The organism is Hymenobacter glacieicola, from assembly GCF_014640315.1.
In the GTDB taxonomy this organism is placed as follows: Bacteria; Bacteroidota; Bacteroidia; order Cytophagales; family Hymenobacteraceae; genus Hymenobacter; species Hymenobacter glacieicola.
Genome location: NZ_BMGS01000009.1, coordinates 242,527 through 259,562 on the forward strand (window position 1 = coordinate 242,527; position 17,036 = coordinate 259,562).

Annotated in this window: 13 protein-coding genes; 8 read left to right on the forward strand and 5 right to left on the reverse strand. The window is 59.9% G+C overall.

Annotation, left to right across the window (positions count from 1 at the left end; translation table 11 throughout):
* Window positions 1-12 precede the first annotated feature (12 nt).
* Window positions 13-465 (forward strand): ankyrin repeat domain-containing protein, encoded by a 453-nt coding sequence (locus tag IEW18_RS17155; protein WP_188559098.1) that lies wholly within the window; start codon window positions 13-15, stop codon window positions 463-465.
* 176 nt (window positions 466-641) lie between these two features.
* Here IEW18_RS17155 and IEW18_RS17160 read toward each other — a convergent pair whose 3' ends face one another.
* Both IEW18_RS17160 and IEW18_RS17165 read right to left on the reverse strand, forming a co-directional pair.
* On the reverse strand, window positions 642-1,346 hold the full coding sequence (locus IEW18_RS17160; RefSeq protein WP_188559099.1) for a dienelactone hydrolase family protein: 705 nt from the start codon (window positions 1,344-1,346) through the stop codon (window positions 642-644).
* A gap of 223 nt (window positions 1,347-1,569) precedes the next feature.
* On the reverse strand, window positions 1,570-4,206 hold the full coding sequence (locus tag IEW18_RS17165) for an MGH1-like glycoside hydrolase domain-containing protein (protein WP_188559100.1): 2,637 nt from the start codon (window positions 4,204-4,206) through the stop codon (window positions 1,570-1,572).
* A gap of 328 nt (window positions 4,207-4,534) precedes the next feature.
* Here IEW18_RS17165 and IEW18_RS17170 point away from each other — a divergent pair, with 328 nt between their 5' ends.
* Window positions 4,535-5,164 carry a hypothetical protein gene (locus tag IEW18_RS17170; RefSeq protein ID WP_188559101.1) on the forward strand — a complete coding sequence of 210 codons (630 nt, stop codon included), beginning with the start codon at window positions 4,535-4,537 and terminating at the stop codon, window positions 5,162-5,164.
* Window positions 5,165-5,270: 106 nt separating this feature from the next.
* Here the strand turns inward: IEW18_RS17170 and IEW18_RS17175 are convergent, their stop codons facing one another.
* Window positions 5,271-7,745 (reverse strand): M1 family metallopeptidase, encoded by a 2,475-nt coding sequence (locus IEW18_RS17175; protein WP_188559102.1) that lies wholly within the window; start codon window positions 7,743-7,745, stop codon window positions 5,271-5,273.
* Window positions 7,746-8,178: 433 nt separating this feature from the next.
* A complete protein-coding gene (locus IEW18_RS17180; protein WP_188559103.1) occupies window positions 8,179-9,261 on the reverse strand; it encodes an acetamidase/formamidase family protein in 1,083 nt (360 codons plus the stop codon).
* Window positions 9,262-9,718: 457 nt separating this feature from the next.
* Between IEW18_RS17180 and IEW18_RS17185 the strand changes: the two genes are divergently transcribed.
* Together IEW18_RS17185 and IEW18_RS17190 are read left to right on the forward strand one after the other, a co-directional pair.
* Window positions 9,719-11,002 (forward strand): PQQ-dependent sugar dehydrogenase, encoded by a 1,284-nt coding sequence (locus IEW18_RS17185; protein ID WP_188559104.1) that lies wholly within the window; start codon window positions 9,719-9,721, stop codon window positions 11,000-11,002.
* Between the two features lie 8 nt (window positions 11,003-11,010).
* Window positions 11,011-11,448 carry a c-type cytochrome gene (locus IEW18_RS17190; protein WP_188559105.1) on the forward strand — a complete coding sequence of 146 codons (438 nt, stop codon included), beginning with the start codon at window positions 11,011-11,013 and terminating at the stop codon, window positions 11,446-11,448.
* A gap of 142 nt (window positions 11,449-11,590) precedes the next feature.
* On the opposite strand, the gene ygiD is transcribed toward IEW18_RS17190, so the two are convergent.
* The gene (gene ygiD, locus IEW18_RS17195; RefSeq protein WP_188559106.1) at window positions 11,591-12,424 is read right to left on the reverse strand and encodes a 4,5-DOPA-extradiol-dioxygenase; all 834 of its coding nucleotides are present in this window, start codon (window positions 12,422-12,424) and stop codon (window positions 11,591-11,593) included.
* A gap of 355 nt (window positions 12,425-12,779) precedes the next feature.
* Here ygiD and IEW18_RS17200 point away from each other — a divergent pair, with 355 nt between their 5' ends.
* From IEW18_RS17200 to IEW18_RS21750, 4 genes are all read left to right on the forward strand, one after another.
* Window positions 12,780-13,340: a GNAT family acetyltransferase gene (locus IEW18_RS17200; RefSeq protein ID WP_188559107.1), complete on the forward strand. Its 561-nt coding sequence runs from the start codon at window positions 12,780-12,782 to the stop codon at window positions 13,338-13,340.
* Window positions 13,341-13,906: 566 nt separating this feature from the next.
* Entirely contained in the window at window positions 13,907-15,088 is a 1,182-nt protein-coding gene (locus tag IEW18_RS17205) for an MFS transporter (protein ID WP_188559108.1), read from the forward strand.
* A gap of 359 nt (window positions 15,089-15,447) precedes the next feature.
* Entirely contained in the window at window positions 15,448-16,602 is a 1,155-nt protein-coding gene (locus IEW18_RS17210; RefSeq protein ID WP_188559109.1) for an alpha/beta fold hydrolase, read from the forward strand.
* Window positions 16,603-16,828: 226 nt separating this feature from the next.
* On the forward strand, window positions 16,829-17,036 hold a 208-nt coding region (locus IEW18_RS21750), incomplete at its 3' end, for a hypothetical protein (protein ID WP_229728807.1).

A 17,036-nucleotide genomic window follows, 5' to 3' on the forward strand; every position in this document is an offset into this window, starting at 1 on the left:
GGATTTCTCGGCATGAAAAAACTTCTTCTTGCTATTGCGCTATTTCTCGCCGCTACCTCCGTTAGCCTGGCCCAGACGCCAACCCAAAAGGTGTACGCAGCCGTCATGAAGAACAAGGCCGCTGACGTAGATGCCCTGCTCAGCGCCGGCGCCGATGCCAACGCATCGGTAGAAATGATGCCGGGCTTTCCGACTACTTTCCTCATCATTGCCGCCGGCAACGGCCACCTCGACGTGGTGAAGGCCCTCATCAAGAATAAAGCCCAGGTAGACAAGCCCGACTCATTTAATGCTACGGCCCTGATGGCTGCCGCCGCGGGCGGACACGTAGCAGTAGTGGAGTTGCTGCTGGCCAGCGGCGCCAATCCCAAAGCCAAGGACAAAGACGGCAAAGACGTGCTGGCTAGCGCCAAGGAGAGCGGCAACGCCGAGGTGCTACAGCTGATTCAGGCCAAAACCAAATAAGCCCCGGCCCCCCTACCCTTTTTTATGCCCGAAGCTCCCGCCGGAGTTTCGGGCGTTTTTGCTTTCCCACCCGGCCGCAAGCCCCAAACCCGGCGTGTGTCATTGCTCATAAAAAAGCATCAGGCAGCACGCCTAATGCCTTTATGCAGGAGTATCCGGCGCTTCTGGGGCTAAGCCTAGCGCAGCTTCTGCTCGAAGAAGGCCAGGGTAAGTGCCCACGCTTCGGCGGCAGCGGCGGGGTGGTAGCTGGGCCGCTCGTCGCAGTGGAAGCCGTGGTCGGCGTAGGAAATAACGGTGTTGATGTAGGGCTTACCGGCCGCTTCCACAGCCTCCACCACCTCGGCAATCTTCTCCTTGCTGATGTGCTGATCAAGGCCGCCCCAGAAGAACAGGTGGGGCGCGTGCAGGTCCGCAGCCCGGTCTTTGAGCAGGTGGGTACCGCCGCCGTAATACGATACGCCGGCCGCCAGGGGTAGCGCGGCATTGGCCAGAAACGACAGCCGGCCGCCCAGGCAAAATCCAATGCTACCTACCATATCGGTCACGTTGCCCTGGGCTTGCAGCCAGTCGTAGCAAGCCTGCACGTCGGCGGTTACGCCCTCCGGGGTAATGGCATTATAGTGGGGCATGGCACTGGCAAAGTCGGAATACGGAATTTCCAGGCCGGGCGCGGCAGTGCGGTGAAACACTTCCGGGGCAATAACCACGTAGCCCGCCTGGGCCAGCCGGTCGGCTACGCTACGGATATGACCATTCACTCCAAATGCCTCCTGCAGCAGAATAATGCCCGGATGCGGACCTTCAGAAGTTGGAAAAGCGGTGTAGGCATTGAACCGGGTGGCATCAGAAGCGGTAAGGCTAACGGCGTTGGGGTAGCTCATCGAAAAGGATAGGTAAGGAAACTGGCTACTTAAAGCGACTAGCTGTTTTTTTGTTTGGAAGTTGAAAGGTAACTGCTCCTTACCCTCTCTACCCTCACCGGTCGTCCCGGGCGCAGCAAAGGGCCTTATCACGCGAAAACAGGGCGTAGCAACAACTCATGCCAACCTGATAAGGGCTTCAGCTACGCTCAGGTTGACAAGCTTTTTCAACCTCACAACTTCATCATTTCACCGCTTGCTCCCGCATCTGGAGCAGGCGCACGATGAGGCCGGTCCAGCCGGTTTGGTGGTTGGCCCCGAGGCCCTGGCCCGTGTCGCCGTGGAAGTACTCGTGGAAGAGCAGGTTGTCGCGGAAGTGCGGGTCGGTTTGCAGCAGCTCGTTGTCGCCGAGGGCGGGGCGGCGGCCGTTTTCGTCCTTGAGTAGCAGCTTGGTGAGCCGGCCGGCCAGGGCCGCCGCTACCTGCTGCAGGTTGAGCAATGTGCCCGAGCCCGTTGGATATTCAATCTTGAACTTGTCGTCGTAGTAGAAGTGAAACCGCTGCAACGACTCGATAATGAGGTAGTTGATGGGAAACCAGATGGGCCCACGCCAGTTGCTGTTGCCCCCGAACATGCTGCTTTCCGCCTCGCCCGGCACGTACTGCACCTCAAAGTCGGCGTCCTCGGTGCTGAACACGTAGGGGTGCTTCAGGTGGTAGCGCGACATGGCCCGAATGCCGTAATCGGCCAGGAACTCGGTTTCGTCGAGCATACGGGTGAGCAGCTTTTTGAGGCGGGAGCGGCGCAACAGGCTCAGCAAGTGGCGGGCGCCCTTGCCCGGCTCCTCCCAGCGCGACACGAGTTGGGCCAGGTGGGGGCGGTTTTCCATGAGCCAGCGGGCCCGCTCCGTAAACTCGGGCATGGCGTCCAGCAGGCTTTGGTCAATGACTTCCACGGCAAACAGCGGAATCAGGCCCACAATGGAGCGGACTTTGAGCTTGGTGCGCTCCTCGTCGGGAGTATGCAGCACGTCGTAGTAGAAGCCGTCCTCCTCGTCCCAGAGGTTGAACAGGCCGTCGCCGCCGCGGGTCATGGCGTCGGCAATGTAGAGGAAGTGCTCAAAGAACTTACCGGCTAGCTCCTGATACACGGGGTTGGTTTTGGCCAGCTCCAGGGCCATGCGCATCATGTTCAAAGCAAACATGGCCATCCAGCTGGTGCCATCCGACTGCTCAATGAAGCCCCCGGTGGGCAGCGGAGCCGAGCGGTCGAACACGCCAATGTTGTCCAGGCCCAGGAAACCGCCCTCAAAGATGTTTCGCTCGCTTTTATCCTTGCGGTTCACCCACCAGGCAAAGTTCAGGGCCAGCTTATGGAATACGCTTTCCAGGAAGGTAGCATCGCCCTGCCCACTGCGGAGCTTTTTGTCCATCTGGTACACGCGCCAGGTAGCCCAGGCGTGCACGGGCGGGTTCACGTCGGAAAAATTCCACTCGTAGGCGGGCAGCTGGCCGTTGGGGTGCATGTACCAGTCCTTGGTGAGCAGGCGCAGTTGGCTTTTGGCAAACTCGGCATCGACCATGGCCAGCGGGATGCAATGGAAGGCCAGGTCCCAGGCCGCGTACCAGGGGTACTCCCACTTGTCCGGCATCGAGATGATGTCGGCGTTGTGCAAGTGGCCCCAATGGCGGTTGCGGCCCTTGTGGCGCTCGGGCGGGGGCATGAGCACGGCCGGGTCGCCCCTGAGCCATTGCGTGACGTCGTAATAGTAAAACTGCTTGCTCCAGAGCATGCCGGCAAAGGCCTGGCGCTGCACGTTGCGCGCATCCGGGTCGGCAATGTTTTCGTGAATGCAGTCGTAGAACTCGTCGGCGTCGTGGCGGCGGGCCGCGAAAATGTGGTCGAAGTCCAGGAAGGGCTCCTCGCAACCGGGCTGGCGCAACCGCAGGCGCACTACCTGCGACTGGCCGGGCTGCAATTTCAGAAAATATTGAGCCGCTACCTTCGTGCCCCGCTGCTCGGCATTAATGGCCTGGGCGTCGCCGTTTACCACGTAGTCGTTGATGCCGTCTTTGAAGTGGCGGCCCTCGGCAGGCAGGTTGTAGAGGCGGGCGCCGTTGGTGTCGTTTTCGCAGAACAGCAATTGGGGCGCGTGGTCGTAGTAGAGGTGGTAGCGGCCCAGGGCGGGGTGCTCGGCCAGCACGGTACCGGGGGCCGTTTCGCGCAGCACGGGGCGGGTAGCATCGTAGCCCCAGGCCCAGGTGTTGCGAAACCAGAGCTGGGGTAGCACCTGCACGGAAGCCACCTTGGGGCCGCGGTTGTGCACCGTTACTTGAATCAGGATGTCATCGGGGCCGGCTTTGGCGTACTCGATGTACACGTCGAAGTAGCGGTTTTTGCTGAAGATACCCGTATCCGTCAGCTCGTACTCAGGCTCCTGGCGGTTGCGCCGGCCGTTTTCCCTGACCAGCTTGCGGTACGGAAACGCCCGGTGCGGATACTTATACAGCATCTTCATGTAGGAGTGCGTGGGCGTACTATCGAGGTAGTAGTACAGCTCCTTCACGTCCTCGCCGTGGTTGCCCTGCCCATTGGTCAGGCCGAACAGGCGCTCCTTGATGATTTCGTCCTTGCCGTTCCACAGGCCCAGCCCGAAGCACAGCAGCTGCTGGTCGTCACTGAGGCCGCCGAGGCCTTCCTCGCCCCAGCGGTAGGCCTTGCTGCGGGCCATGTCGTGGGTAATGTAGTCCCAGGCGTTGCCTCCCGGGCTGTAGTCTTCGCGCACCGTGCCCCACTGGCGCTCGGTGAGGTAGGGGCCAAACTTTTTCCAGGGGGCGGTGTGGGCGGTAGTTTCTGCGAGGCGTAGTTGTTCCTGCGTCATAGAGTGGTGCTCAAGGCTCCTGAATATACGAGTCAGCCTATGCGGGCAGGTAGGCAGTGGACAGCATGGGGCCCGCGCCGGTTTCCCTGGGTAGGCTGAATCTGGCCGAATGAAGTTCTGCCCTACTCCTTTTTTCGCCGCATGGTTGCTACGGTGGAGGTAGGTGGGCTAGCAAATAGTGGGGTTCTCTTCCGCTTCCTGTTTCTTAGCGCCCAGTTACGCAACGGCATTTATTCCCGGAAAACCTGTGAACCACTACACTCTACCAGAGCAACTTATTCGCGCCGCGTTTTTCCTTTCCGTTCGCTGCATTGAGCGGTGCTACGATATGACACCGTATCATCAGAAAGTAGCCGCGCTACACCAGCTCCCGGCCGGCACCGTGGGCAAGGAGCTTGCCGCCTGTTTGCTCAGCCGCGGCTTAACGTTGATTCCCGGCTTCGAAAGCCACGACCTCAAACACCTAGTGCTGGACTACGAGCTGGAGCCCTTGGGTGAGATTCGCTTGCAGGCGTTCATGCTGGGTAATGGCAACTGGACGCTACCCAGCGTCCTGATTTTTGTATTTGGCTTTCTACTCCTGCCCCAGCACTGGCGCCTGTTCTGGCTTGACTTCCGGGCGGGCCAGCAGTGCCCGGCCCTGGCCGCGCTGGAAATAGAAGATTGTCAGGCCCAGCCTTTAAGTGAATTCCGAAACTTACTTTTCAGCCGCTACACTGACATCAACCCTGCCATGAAGTTAAATGTACACCGTAAGCTCAGCACCTGGGGCAGCTATGCCCTGATGGCAGTTGGTGCGGCGGCCATGCTGTTTTGCTACCCCTTCCTATGGTCGGCTGACTTGGCCGATTTGGTAGGCGCGGGGTTTCCGTTTGTGGCGGGCGCCATCTTCGTCGTCGGGGGCCTACTCAATCTAACGCTACAGTCGGCTTTACGAGCCAAGGAAGCGCACGTGTGAAAGCCCCTGGGTTGTTCTGGCCCCTGTAAGCAAGGAAAAGCAGCTTGTTTGAGGGGTAGGATTCCGCTTGACAAGGCTGGGGCAAGCGTGAAGTGAAACCCTACCCCTACTTGGCAGCCTCAATTTCGGCTGCGGCCTGCGCTACCAGCGTGGCCGCTACTGCAGCATTCGGGCGGGTAGACTGCTGCTGCCGGATTTGCTGCAGTAGCGCAAGTAGGGGCGTATCTACTCCGTAGGGCTTGAATTGTACCCCCATATCCTTGATGCGCGTGATGCCTTGGGTGAGGGCCGTGGGGTCGTCGAGGCGGCCCAGCATGGCGCCAAAGCCAGCCATCATGTTGAAGCGGTTGTTGGTGTCGGCGGCATCAAACTTGGCCAGCACCGAGGGCCACTGGGCTAGGCCACCCGCCTGCCCGTACACCAGCACCAGTGCCACCGTCAGGGCGCCTTTGTTATCGGCCTCGAAAGCGGTAGCGCGGGCTAGGGCCTGCGCGGGCTGCAAGGCCGCCAAGCCTTGTAGTGCCGCCCCCTGCACCCGGTACGACTTGCTGTCCAGCGCTTTGGCAAACAGCTTGGTGTAGCGCTTCTGCTTCAAGTTGCCCAAAGCCAGCAGCGCCGCCGCCTGTACCGGCACCGACGGGTCGGAGGTGGCGAGGCGGGCCAGGATGGGAGCAGCGGCTTTGCGAAGCGTGTCGTTTTTGAGGTTGAGCTGCTCAATAGCTACCCCACGCAGCACGTCCGACTTATCCTGCAACCCCATGACCAGGGTTTTCTGGGCCAGGGGAGTAGAAAGCTGCGTTTGGGCAGCTACCAGGGCTTCGCGCCGGTCGAGGAAGGTGGGGGCGTGACGGTACTGGTAGGCGAAATCGGCCAGGGGCTTGTTGTCCTGCTTCTGCCAGACCAGGGTTTTCTGCGCGTCTACGTTCACCAGCTCGGGGCGGGTAGGCGCCGGAAAGTACAGCGTATCGACGGCGTGGCGCAGGGTAGCGGGGTAGCGCCGGGCGCGGCCATTGGTGTACACATCTACCTGAAGCGGCAGCACAAAGGGCGCGCCGGGCTGGGTTTGGCGTACCACCACGGCCTGCCGCTGGCGGGCAGCATCCCACTGGTAGTCAATGGTAACGATGGGGTGACCAGGGCGGTAGTACCACTGGTTGAAAAACCAGTTCAGATCCTGGCCCGAGGCTTCCTCCAGGGCCAGCCGCAGCTGCTGGGCCTCGCCGGTCCCGAAGGCGTTGCGGGTTAAATAGGTTTTCAACCCGGCGAAAAACACGTCCTCTCCCAGATGGGCCCGCAGCATGTTCAGGATGCTACCCCCTTTCTGGTAGCTAACTCCGTCAAACATATCTTCCTTATCGGCATACTGGAAGCGCACCAGTGGCTTCTGGGAGTTGCCAGGGCCGCGCAGGTAGGTGCGCAGGCTGCGGTAGGCCTGGGCCGCACCGGCGTCGGGGCCGTATTCGTGCTCGGCCCACAGCACCTCGCTGAAATTGGCAAACGACTCATTTACGGTCAGATTGCTCCAGCTCTCACACGTTACCAGGTCGCCAAACCAGTGGTGAAACAGCTCGTGAGCAATTTCGCGCTCCACGCCCGCGTATTCCCAGTCCAGCAGCTCGCGAGCCGTGCCCTGGGCCTGCTCTCCAAACAAAGAAGCCGTGGTGTTTTCCATGGCACCCGCCACGTACTCGCGGCCAACTACCTGGGCGTACTTGTTCCAGGGGAAATCAACGCCGAGGCGCTGGGAGAAAAACTCCAGCATCCGGGGCGTTTTGCCGAATATCTGGCGGGCCTGCGCGGCGTACTGGGGCTCGAGGTAGTAGCTGACTTCCTTGCCGCGCCAGGTGTCTTTGGTGATGCGGAAATTACCCACGGCCATCATGACCAAGTAGGGCGCGTGGGGCTGGTCCATTTTCCAGGTGTCGGTGCGCAGCCCATTTTCCGCGGGCACCTGGCTTACCAGCTGGCCGTTGCTGAGCGTAACATACTTGCCGGGCACCGTTAGGCTGATTTCGGTGGTGGTTTTCTGGTTGGGCTTGTCGATGGTGGGAAACCAGGCCGAGTTGGCCTCCGTCTCGCCCTGGGTCCAGATCTGCACCGGCTTACCCGCCACGGCACTATCGGGGTTGATGAAGTAGAGGCCCTTGGCGCCGGTAATGGCGGCGCTGCCTTTCACCTGCAGTTCATCGGGCTTGGCCGTGTACTCAATATACACCGTGTAGGCCTCGCCGGCCGGCACCACCTGCCCCAGCTGCACCGCCAGCTGCCACCCGTTGTAGCGGTACTTCAGGGGCTGCGGCGTGCTGCCTCTCATCAGTGCTACCGCTTTGATATCCATACCCTTGGCATCGAGGCGCAGCGAGTCGGTGGCGTAGCCGTGGGGCTTGAGGGTCACCCACTCGCGGCCGTAGAGGTAGCGCTTGGCATAGTCGAAGCGTACCTCCAACTTGGTGTGCACCAGGGCATTGACCTTGCGCTCAGTGGCCCGGTACAGGGTAGCGGTGGATGGTGGGCTGGAAAGTTGCTGGGCCATAGCAGGGGTAGCCACCAGGCCCAGAAATAATACAGTACGGTTTCGCATCAGGCACAAGGTATATCGTCTTGTCCGCATAGATAGATGAGCCACACAAAAGGTTGCCCCACGGTGCTGACTGAGGCTGTGAGACTACCTCTCCGGCTAGCCTCTGCCCTTCCTCAACGTCCTAGGCCGCGCAGACAGTAGGAGGCTTTTCTACTCACATCCCCTTCTCTTGTCATGCTGAGCATTCCGCGCATCAAACGGCGACGAAAGACCTTCTCACGTCTAATGAGCGTAACAACAAGTCGCTCAGGAGTAAGAAGGTCCTTTGTCGTGCTCAGCATGGCAGGAAGGAATGAGGCGCCGCGGATGCGTTTAGAAGAAAAGAATGTGCGGATGACGGGCAAATGGGAGGAACGGCGGGCCAGAAGTAGATGAGGGAAGTGGAGGATGACGGGCGTACAGGACAAGACGTGGAAGAAGGCTTCGGGCCTTCTTACTTCGTTTTGCCGGTGGCTTTGCCCGTGAAAATCTTCTTGGGAATCATGCTGTGGACGCCTTTAGTACCGTCCACGAGCTGGGTGATTTCCATGTCGGCGGCCACGCTGGCCAGCATGTAGGCGTCGTCGTGGCTGAGGCCTTTTTCCTTCATCAGAAAGTCCAGCATTTCGCGCAGGGCAATTTTGGTGGCTTTGGTCAGGTCCTCGTCAATGCCCATGCTGATGTAGTGGGTAGGCGTTTCGGCGCGGGGCCAGGTCAGGTGCAGGTCCTTGCGCACGATGAACTCCAGGGTGCCGGTCAGAGACGTTTCCAGGGCCGTAATGTCCACTTCCCCGTTGCCCTGGCCGGCGTGCCCGTCGCCGACTTCAAACAGGGCCCCAGCCACGTGCACCGGAATAAACAGGGTAGTACCGGCCACCAGCTCCTTATTATCGAGGTTGCCGGCGTGAATGCCGGGCGGGGCGCTGTTCACGCGGCCCGCGGCGGGCGGCGGGGCCACCCCCATGCTCCCGAAGAATGGCCGCAGCGGCACCTCAATGCCGGGCGCAAAGTGGGCCACCATGCGCTTGTTGTCCAGGGGAATGATGCGCATTTTGGCGTAGCCGAAGTCCTCGGGCAGAAAGCCGCTGGTGGGCCCGAAGGCGTTGTAGGCGTAGGGAATGGCCAGCTCCACCTTGCGGATGCGCACCTCCAGCACGTCGCCGGGCTCGGCGCCTTCCACGTAAATCGGGCCGGTGAGAATGTGGCCGCCGGGCCCCTTGTTGGTTACGCTCTGGTGGATGTCGCGCAAGGATTGCTCCACTTGGCTGGCGGGCAGGCCGGCGCCTTCCAGGCGGGTTGGGCTGGAGGTAATGAGCGTCTGCACTTCCACCTTGTCGCCGGACTTGATACGCAGCACGGGCTTAGCGGCAGCATCATAGAAGCCCCAGGCCACGGTGGCCGGCGTGGGCTTGAGCTGGTGGGTGGTAGGCTTGCCGGAGGTGGCAAGGGTAGCCGGTTGCTGGGCCTGGGCACTTACACAGAGCAAAAGCGCAACGGCCGTGGCTGCGGCGTAGCGGTTTAAACGAACAGAAAGCATAGTATAGAGAGCAGCAGGAGAAGGAGTGTGCCCCAAGCTACGGACCAGAACCCGAATGCCCACGGGGCCTCCCCAGAAAGCATTAAAACGCCACAAAGGCGCCTTTCCGCCCCTACCTCGTAGACCTGCTAGGTTAGTAGGTAACAGAACACTAACCTCGGAAGTAGTGCGCGGCGGCGTGGGGTCCGGTGCGGGCAGCCCGTGGCCTGAGCGGTGGCGTGGGCACAGCGGCTGGTGAGCAGCAAAAGACAGCTTTATACCTGACGTATTGCTTGTTACTTGCGTACCCAGGCCGCGCGTCTACCCTGCCGAAGCCATGGGAACGTCAACTTGTTGCGTGCTTGTTCGAGAAGGAACCGCTTTGTGGCTAGTACCAAACGCGCTTCTTGCCGGGCAAATGATTTATTTGCTTTTCCAATCGATATACCTCCCAAACTGATCCACCATCTTCATACTGATGAAAAGTACCTTTACCCGTTCCCTGCTGCTGGCGCCAGTGCTGCTTGGCAGCCTGTCGGTGCTGGCACTGCGGCACGCCAGCACCGTAGTGCCCGACCCCGACAATGCCGGCCTGACGCTGCCCGCCGGCTTTAGTGCCCTGAAAGTGGCCGAAACCGGCGGCCGCGCCCGCCATATCACCATCACGCCCCAGGGCACCATCTTCGTGAAGCTGAACCGGCCTAACGCGGCCGGCAAGGGCCTACTGATGCTGCGCGAAACCAGCGGTGGCAAGGCCGAGGTAGCCAGTGCCTTTGGCACCTACGGCGGCACGGGCGTGTACAGCACCCCGGAGTACCTCTACGCTTCTTCTGACCAGGACGTATTCCGCTACAAGCTCAACGGCAAGGGCGAGGTAGTAAACCCCGAGCAGCCCGAAAAAATCGTGACGGGCCTGCTTAACCGCCGCCAGCACGAAAGTAAATCCATCACCCTGGACCGGGAAGGCAACCTTTACGTGAATGTGGGCGCCTACTCCAACACCTGCCAGGTGAAAGACCGCCAGAAAGGCTCCCTGGGCCAACCCAACTGCCCCATTCTCGACTCGGCGGGCGGCATCTGGCAGTTTCGGGCTGACAAGCTCAACCAGACGTACGGCGACGGTATCCGCTACGCCACCGGCCTGCGCAACGTGGTTGGCCTCGACTGGAACGCCCAGGCCAACCAGCTCTTCGTGATGCAGCACGGCCGCGACCAGCTCTACGACAACTTCCCGGCCCTCTACGACAGCAAGCAATCGGCGGAGCTGCCGGCCGAGTGCATGTACGCCCTGAAAAAGGGCGACAACGCCGGCTGGCCCTACCTGTACTACGATGGGCAGCAGCGCAAGAAAATGCTGAGCCCCGAGTACGGCGGCGACGGCAAAAAGCAGGCGCCGGGCAACTACCTGGAGCCGGCCGCGGCCTACCCCGCCCACACCGCCCCCAACGCCCTGCTGTTTTACACCGGCACGATGTTTCCGGAGCGCTACCGCCACGGTGCCTTCATTGCCTTCCACGGCTCCTGGAACCGCGCCCCCGAGCCCCAGAAGGGCTACTACGTCGTGTTCCAACCCTTCAAAAACGGCAAGCCCTCCGGCGACTGGGAAGTGTTTGCCGATAACTTCGCCGGCTCGGCTGCCAATGCCGCCGCCGGCCGCCCCGAGCACAAGCCCTGCGGCCTGGCTCAGGGCCCCGATGGCTCGCTCTACGTCACCGATGATAAGAAAGGCACCATTTACCGCATCGTCTACGCCAAAAAATAGCCCTTTGAATGAAGCAGATTCTTGCCCTACTGTGCACGCTGGCCTGGTTTAGTTTCCCGGCAGCGGCTCAGAAAACTCCCACCCCGAAAGTAAAGTCCCGCCCCGCAGCTGCCGGGGGCGTAGTGGTCGGCAAAACCATCTATGCCCGCAACTGCCTTACCTGTCACCAGGCCGATGGCGGCGGCGTAGATGGCATGAACCCGCCTCTAACCCAAACCACCTACGTGCTCGGCGACAAAACCCGCTTGGTGAAGGTAATCCTCAACGGCCTCCAGGACGAGGATATTGATGGGGAGCCCTACAATAATGTAATGCCCGCCTTTGACATCCTCACGGACCAGGAAATTGCCGACGTGCTGACCTATATCCGTAGCAACTTCGGTAACAAAGCCAGTGAGGTAACACCCGCGGAAGTGAAAGCCATCCGGGCCACCAACAGAAAGTAGATTACACAGGCCGGTAAGCTAAAAAGCCGCCGTTGCTGGGTGCAACGGCGGCTTTTTTATGTAGTGAGGTGCTCAAACTGGGTAGCAATGCAGATTGACCACACGTCCTTCTATCTAGGCCCGCTCCTAAACCAACCCACGCCTACCCTACCACAAAGGTGCGCATGCTCATACCGCCGAAGCTGACCTCCTCGTAGGCGTGGCGAATGTCGTCGGTGGGCTCCGCGAGGGCCAGGCTGTAGAGCATGGGGATGTAGTGGTCGGGGGTGGGCACCGAGAGCGGGCCGCTGGCGCCGGCCTGTTGGTAGTGGGCCAGGGCCAGCAGGTCGCGCTGGTCTATTTTAGTTTTAGCCCAGGCGTCGAACTCCACGGCCCAGGCGTGGGGGCGCGCATCGTTTTGCATAAAGTTGGGCATGCTCTGGCGCAGGTTGTGCACGATGTTGCCGCTGCCCAGAATCAGCACGCCCCGGCGGCGCAGAAACTGCAGTTGCCGGGCCAGCTCGGCGTGGTAGGGTATGGGCTGGTAGTAGTCGATACTGAGCTGGAACACCGGAATATCAGCCTCGGGGAAGATGTGGTGGAGCACCGTCCAGGTGCCGTGGTCGAGGCCCCACTCGTCGGTGGGGTGGGCGTCGGGCAGGGCTTGTAGCACCTCGCGGGCCACATCGGGGGCGCCGGGCGCGGGGTACTGCATATCAAACAGCTCCTGCGGAAAGCCGCCGAAGTCGTGGATGGTTTCGGGCCGCTCGTTCACGGCCACGAAGGTGCCGCGCGTGAGCCAGTGCGCCGACACGACCAGCACCGCCCGCGGGGGCTGCCGGTTGCGGATGTCCTGGCCCAGCTGGTGCAGGGTTTGGGTGAACGGGTTATCAGCCAGGGCATTCATGGGCGAGCCGTGGCCCACGAAAAGCACGGGCATCTTGGCCGTTTGCTGGAAGGAGCTGGCCGTTTTATGGAGGTCTTGCAGGGAGTTCATAGCAGTAGCAAAGGGTAGCGCCGCTAGGGCTTTGAGAAAGTCGTGGCGGTACAGGGGGTGAGCATTGAGTATTTAACAAAAATACCCTGGCTCAGGTGGCGGGGCCTTGATGTAAGGTAAGAAATGGGGCGCGGTTCGGGGTTACTGCTATGCTGTACTTAGCAACTCACCAGCACGGCATGCTGAGCGGAAGCGTAGCTGCAATTGAAGCATCTCTCCCCGTCCTAACTCTAGGAATTAGTCAAAGGGAGAGATGCTTCGACAAGCTCAGCATGACGTTCTTTGGTCTGAGCCAGCCACTAGAGCAGTGCTGTACATTTCCTTACTTGTCACCATACTTCCCCCTACCCCACCTATGGAATTCAAACTGGCCAACCTGGTAGACATCGACGGCGTGCTGACTCTGCACCAAAAATACCAGCTTGCCACCATTGCGGAGGAGGACAAGCCCGATGGCTTCGTGACCACCGCCTTTACCCGGGAACAACTCGCCCAGCTGATTGAGCAGGAACAGGGTCTGACGGTTGCCACGCACCAGGGGCAGGTAGTGGCTTACGTCATGGCGGCCTCGTGGCAGTTTTGGGCGGAGTGGCCGATTTTCGCCTACATGACTGAGCAGCTGCTGACGCTGACGTATGCCGGCCACCAGCTCAGCACCACGAACAGCTACCAGTACGGCCCCATCTGCATTGATAAGTCTTACCGGGGTAGCGGGATGCTGGAAAGAATATTTGATTTTTCCAGGGTGCAGATGGCGGCGCGCTACCCCGTGCTCGTCACGTTTATCAACCGCATCAATACCCGCTCCTACGCCGCGCACACCCAAAAGCTGGGCCTCGAAGTCATTCGGGAGTTTGAATTCAACGGGAATCAATATTACGAGCTGGCTTACGATACGGCGAAAAAGCCAGCGTGATTCTGGGCTTCGTTCACCGACGAGACGCCATGTGTGCCGTCTCGTCGGTGAGTAACTGGCCCCAAACGATGCGCGGTAAACAACGTCAGCCACACTGAGATGCCACGTGTGGCATCTTCTCTACACCCGTACTGCGAAGCTGCTCCAGCATGAACATTCAGCCCAAGGATCAGCCTGCTTTATTTGGCATCCACTGGGCTTCCTGATCGGGCGGGCCATTGCCGAGAAGAAGGAACACGCCGCTTCATCTGGCGTCCACCCCAGGCATCACCTCTCCCGTTCCGTTACTCAGTACCCAGGACCGTCATTCCGAGCGGAGCGAGGAATCTCGCGGGCTGACGGTGCGATGGTAGCCGAACGTTTCGCGCGAGATTCCTCGCTCCGCTCGGAATGACGTCCTGACAAACACAGGACAAAGGCAGCTCCAAAAATCGGGAAGCTCAGCAGAAGTTGGGCGCGAAAGACGCTTGCAGTGGCAGGAGCACAGAACTTTCGGCAACTTGCCGGCCTGTTCCGCTCCTACCCCACCCGTCCCGCTCCTACCCACCCGTCCCGCCTACCCCTCCATGCCCCGCATTCTACCGACCCTGGTGGTGGCGCAGTTTTTCTGCACCTCCCTGTGGTTTGCCGGCAACGCCGTTGCCCCCGATATAGCCGCCCAGCTGCACCTGCCGCCCAGCTTCGTGGCTACCCTCACCAGCGCCGTGCAGTTGGGCTTCATCACCGGCACGCTCACCTTCGCCCTGCTGGCCCTGGCCGACCGTTTCTCGCCCTCGCGGGTGTTCTGCGCTAGTGCGCTGCTGGCGGCAGCCTGCAACCTGGGCGTCAATATGGTCGGCATCGGAGCCACGGAGTTACTGGCTTTACGGTTTCTGACGGGCTTTTTCCTGGCCGGCATTTATCCGGTGGGCATGAAAATAGCCGCCGACTACTTCGAGGCGGGGCTGGGCCGGTCGTTGGGGTTTCTGGTGGGGGCGCTGGTGCTGGGCACGGCCTTTCCGCACCTGCTCCGGGCCGCTACCGCTCAACTGCCGTGGCAGTACGTAACGGGCGCTACCTCCGCGCTGGCCTTACTGGGCGGCACTGCGCTGGTGCTGCTCGTGCCCGATGGGCCCTACCGCCGGGCCGGGCAACAGCTTCGGCTTACCGCGTTTCTGGCGGGGTTCCGGGAGCCAGCGTTTCGGGCGGCGGCCTTTGGCTACTTCGGGCATATGTGGGAGCTATACACGTTCTGGGCCTTCGTGCCGGTGCTGCTGGCGGCCTATAACCATCTGCACCCCGGCGCGGCGCTGCCCGTGCCCCTGCTCTCGTTTCTGATTATTGGGGTGGGCAGCCTGGCCTGCGTGGGTAGTGGCCTACTGTCGCAAAAGCTAGGGCCGCGCCCGGTAGCTACGGCGGCGCTGGCCTTGTCGGGGCTGTGCTGCGTGGCGTCGCCGCTGGTGCTGGGCAGTGGCTCGGTGGCGCTGCTGCTGGGGTTTCTGTTTTTCTGGGGGGTAGTAGTGGTGGCCGATTCGCCCCTGTTTTCTACGCTGGTGGCCCGGCACGCGCCAGCCGCCTCGCGGGGCACCTCCCTGACTATCGTCAACTGCCTGGGCTTTGCCCTTACTATTGCCAGCATTCAGCTTACCAACTGGCTAGGCCATTTCCTGGCGCCGCCGTATCTGCTGCTGCCGCTGGCTGTGGGCCCGGCGCTGGGGTTAGTAGGGCTGCTCAGGGGTAGAAATACGCCAGCGGATTTTAACAACTAACCGTGGCGTACGGCAGGGGCTGAAAACCCGATTTGTCATTCCGAGTGCAGCGAGGAATCTGGGTCAGCCTCTTTACCGGAACCCAGATTCCTCGCTGCACTCGGAATGACAGGTGAAAATGGCTTCTTTACACAGTGTCTCTTACTTCACCAGAGCGGTCATGCTGAGCGCAGCCGAAGCATCTCTACCTCTGGTTAATTAATGCTACTGCAACGAAGCGGAAGAGAGGCTTCGACAAGCTCAGCATGACGTTCTGGTGAGGTTTTGTTTTGAATTGGTTTCACATGTAATTCATACAGCGCAAGGCAACTGCACGCGGCATAATCACCTCTCTACTATATAGTCCCACTCTATTGCTTATGAAAAGCTATTTAGCTGCCTTACTCTTTTGCCTGCTGCCGCTGCTGGCCCGGCCCACCCAGGCGCAAACCATTGACACGCTGGTGGATGTGGGTGGCTACCGGCTGCACTTCCACATCATCAAAGGCCAGGGCACGCCGATTCTCTTCGAGGCCGGGGGTGGCGACGACGCCCAGGTGTGGGAGCCGCTGCTCCAGCCCCTGGCCCAGGTAACCGGCACCACCCTGATAACCTACGACCGGGCCGGCTTCGGCAAAAGCGAAGTTTCCCGGGCAGCCGATGACACCCAGCACGGCATCCTGAGCGGCCTGCAGGGGCTGGAAACCGGCCTCCGAAAGCTTGGCTACAACAAGGAGCTGCTACTGGTGGGCCACTCCTACGGCGGCTTCTACACCTCGCTCTACGCCGCCCGCCACCCCAGGCAGGTAAAAGCGGTGGTACTCCTGGATGTCATGCTACCCGGCTTTGCTACCGAGACGTTTCTGGCGGGCATGATGCGCGACATGCAGGCCGACATTGCCAAAAACAAAACCGAGCACCGGGGCCGCTACTACCAAACCCTCAACTACCCCGCTACCGTGCAGGCCGTGCGCAACGCGCCGTTCCCAGCCAGCATCCCGGTTATTGACGTGGTAGCGGAGCAGTTTTTCATGCCCAACCCCACGGAAGCCGCCCGCTGGAAAGCCGCCCACCAGCAGTTTGCCGCGGCCCAGCCCAACCGGGAAAGCCTCACGGCCTATGGCTGCGGCCACTACCTTTTCCACGAGAACCCTGCCCTGGCGGTTAGTGCCATTGCTAAAGCCTACGCCCCCACCCGCGGCCCCCAGCAAAGCCCCGACCTGCTCCAGCGCAGCCTCCGCTACTCCGTGGAAGCCACCAACGAGCTTAAAAAGCGCGAAACCGACTACCGCCACTCCGAAAGCGACCTGAACAGCTGGGGCTACACCCTGCTGCGCCAGGGCGAAACCCAGAAAGCGCTGGAAATCTTCAAGCTCAACACCGTACTCCACCCCCAAAGCGGCAACGCCTTCGACAGCCTCGCCGAAGCCTACCTCGCCTCCGGCAATAAAGAGTTGGCAAAAACTAACTACCAGAAGTCCGTAGAGCTTAACCCAAAGAATATCAATGCGGTAGAGGTGTTGAAGACATTGTGAAATCGGTAGTTATATAAAAAGATGGTTGGATAAAATGGCATCATCTCAATTATGGCAGTAACATAAATGTTGCTGATTGAAAGTAGCTAGAATGTATTTTGAAATTATATTTCACTGAACGAAGTTTAAAAACTGCAATTAATTTCATCAAATGAAAAAAAGTAATTCAGTTGACAAGAAAAATATCCTAATTTATATAGTATTTCTCGTGAGTTACTTCTCATATATGCAAACATCTAACCGAATAATAAACTCCCCAAAATTTATATATTCATTAACATTTTTCATAATTTTAATCATAATATTTTCAATTGAGTTCATTAAAAACAGAAAATTAACATCATTATTTAATGCTTTATTAAAAAATATGGGCAGTGGTAAAATAGCAGGTGAATGTTATCTTGATGGATGCTTCAGACGACTCTCACCTGCCA